The sequence below is a fragment of the Streptomyces anatolicus genome (assembly GCF_019400875.1).
In the GTDB taxonomy this organism is placed as follows: Bacteria; Actinomycetota; Actinomycetes; order Streptomycetales; family Streptomycetaceae; genus Streptomyces; species Streptomyces anatolicus.
This window is the reverse complement of sequence record NZ_WMBF01000763.1, coordinates 1-1,916: the sequence shown is the minus strand read 5'-3', so window position 1 is coordinate 1,916 and position 1,916 is coordinate 1. Positions and strand designations below refer to the sequence as shown.

The following is a 1,916-nucleotide window of genomic DNA, read 5'->3' as shown; positions in this document are numbered from 1 at the left end:
GTGGGTGGGGCCTGGTTGGCAGGGGTGCTCGCCGGGCTCACCGAGGCTGGGATCGATCTCCGCAGCGCCGACGTCGTGATCGGCACCTCCGCCGGTGCCGTCTTCGGATCCCGGCTCCTGGCCGGCGTCCCGGCCGCAGATTTGTACGAGCGCCAGCTCTCCGGATCAGACGCGGTCCGTCTGCCGGTGACGGCGCGCCAGACGGCACGCTTCCTCTGGGCGGCGCTCGGCTCCCGCGATCCCCAGCGGTCCATCGAACGCCTCGCCCGGGCAGCGCTACGCGCCCGGACCGGCCCGGAGTCGGACGTCTTCGACACGGTCGGCGCGCTTCTGGGCGACGTCCGCGACTGGCCCGAGCGGGAGCTGAGGATCACCGCAGTCGACGCGCAGACCGGAGAAGTCGAACTGTTCGACTCACACTCGGGAGTGCCCCTCCTCGAAGCGGTCGCGGCGAGCTGCGCCGTGCCCGTCGTATGGCCGCCGGTTACCGTAGCGGGCCGGCGCTGGATAGATGGTGGCAGCCGTTCAACTGCCAACCTCCAGCTCGCACGCGGGTACCGCCGGGTGCTGGCCGTCGTACCGATCCCCCAGGCGGTTGGGCCGCATCCGAGCGCCTCGCAGCAGGCCGCGGAACTGTCCGACGAGGGCGCGCGCGTCATCCTGCTGTCCCCGGACCGCGCTGCGCGCCGCATCATGGGCCGCAACATGACGGACGACACGCGCCGACCGGCCGCCGCCCGCGCGGGCCACGCCCAGGCCAGTGCACTGGCCCCTTCGGTGGCCGACGCCTGGCAGGGATGACGTGCGTCAAAGTGCACGTTGCCACCCGCTGCAATGCTCGACCGCCCGGATCATGAGTCTCGTCCAGGCCACCCTCAGCCTGCATCTGGCCAGCTCTGGCCGCGCTGTTCACGCAAGCCGCCCGTGACGCGCGGGCCCGGCGCACGGAGGAAAGGTGCGCCTGCTATCCGGGGTGGCGGGTGCTGGCGGCCGACGCGACCGCGCTCGGTGTCCCGGACACGCCGGAAGACCGGGCCCGTTACGGCTACCCGGCGATCACCGGGGCGGGGTCCGCGGCCCTGCCGCAGGCACACCTGGCGGCGCCGGCGGACTGCGGCACTCACGCCATCACCCGGGCCGCGCTGGGGAGGCCGCCCGCCGAGATGGGACACGCCCTCACGAACGATCTGCTGGCAGCCCTGACCCGCGGAGACCTGCTGCTCGCCGACTGCGGCTCGGCCGACCTGGAACTGCTGTCCGCGATCCGTGCCGCTGGAGCGGACGTACTGTGGCGGGCCGGACCCCTGCCCCCCCTGCCGGAGAGCGCCGCCCTGCCGGAGCGCACCGTACTGCCGGACGGCTCCTGCCTCTGCGACCTGCGCTGCGGTCCCGCGCGACCGCGTACCGAGGTCAGGGTGCTCGATGACCCTCCGCACCGCCTGATCACGACGCTCGTGGACCACGAGGCGCACCCAGCTCCCGTTCTGAGAGCCCTGTACCGCGAGCGGTAAGGGATCAGGGCCTCCCTGAAAGCCGTCGGCACGCTGGGGCGGGACACCCTGCCGGTCCTGCGGTCACGCTGGCCCGGCGATGTCGAGCAGGAGCTGTGGGGGCACCTGCTCGTCCACCACACCATCCATCCGCTCCTGCGCCCCGCTTAAGTAAGCACTCCGCTCAAGTAAGCCCGGCTTGAGCAAGCCCCCGGCAAAGCAAGCCCCCGCTTAAGTAAGCGCTGAACGCGCGGCGAGCTCACCCCACCCACCGGTACCGCCGCTCCGGCCGCCCCGTCCCCCCATAGCGGAGCGTCACCTCGGCGCGGCCCGTGGCCGCGAAGAACTCCAGGTAGCGGCGGGCGCTCACGCGGGACAGGGCGCCCTCGCCCGCGCACCCCGAGGCCGAAAGGCCCCCCGGGTGGT

At 73.0% G+C, this 1,916-nt stretch carries 2 protein-coding genes and 1 pseudogene; 2 read left to right on the top strand and 1 reads right to left on the bottom strand.

Features of this window, described 5'->3' with window-relative positions:
• Together GKQ77_RS32260 and GKQ77_RS32255 are read left to right on the top strand one after the other, a co-directional pair.
• A partial coding sequence (locus tag GKQ77_RS32260; RefSeq protein WP_258022333.1) for a patatin-like phospholipase family protein occupies positions 1–801 on the top strand: 801 nt, incomplete at its 5' end.
• Between the two features lie 179 nt (positions 802–980).
• Complete coding sequence (locus tag GKQ77_RS32255; protein ID WP_219692688.1) at positions 981–1,511, top strand: hypothetical protein; 531 nt, start codon at positions 981–983, stop codon at positions 1,509–1,511.
• Positions 1,512–1,749: 238 nt separating this feature from the next.
• Here the strand turns inward: GKQ77_RS32255 and GKQ77_RS33775 are convergent.
• Positions 1,750–1,916, bottom strand: a pseudogene (locus GKQ77_RS33775) (two-component system response regulator); the annotation flags it as partial.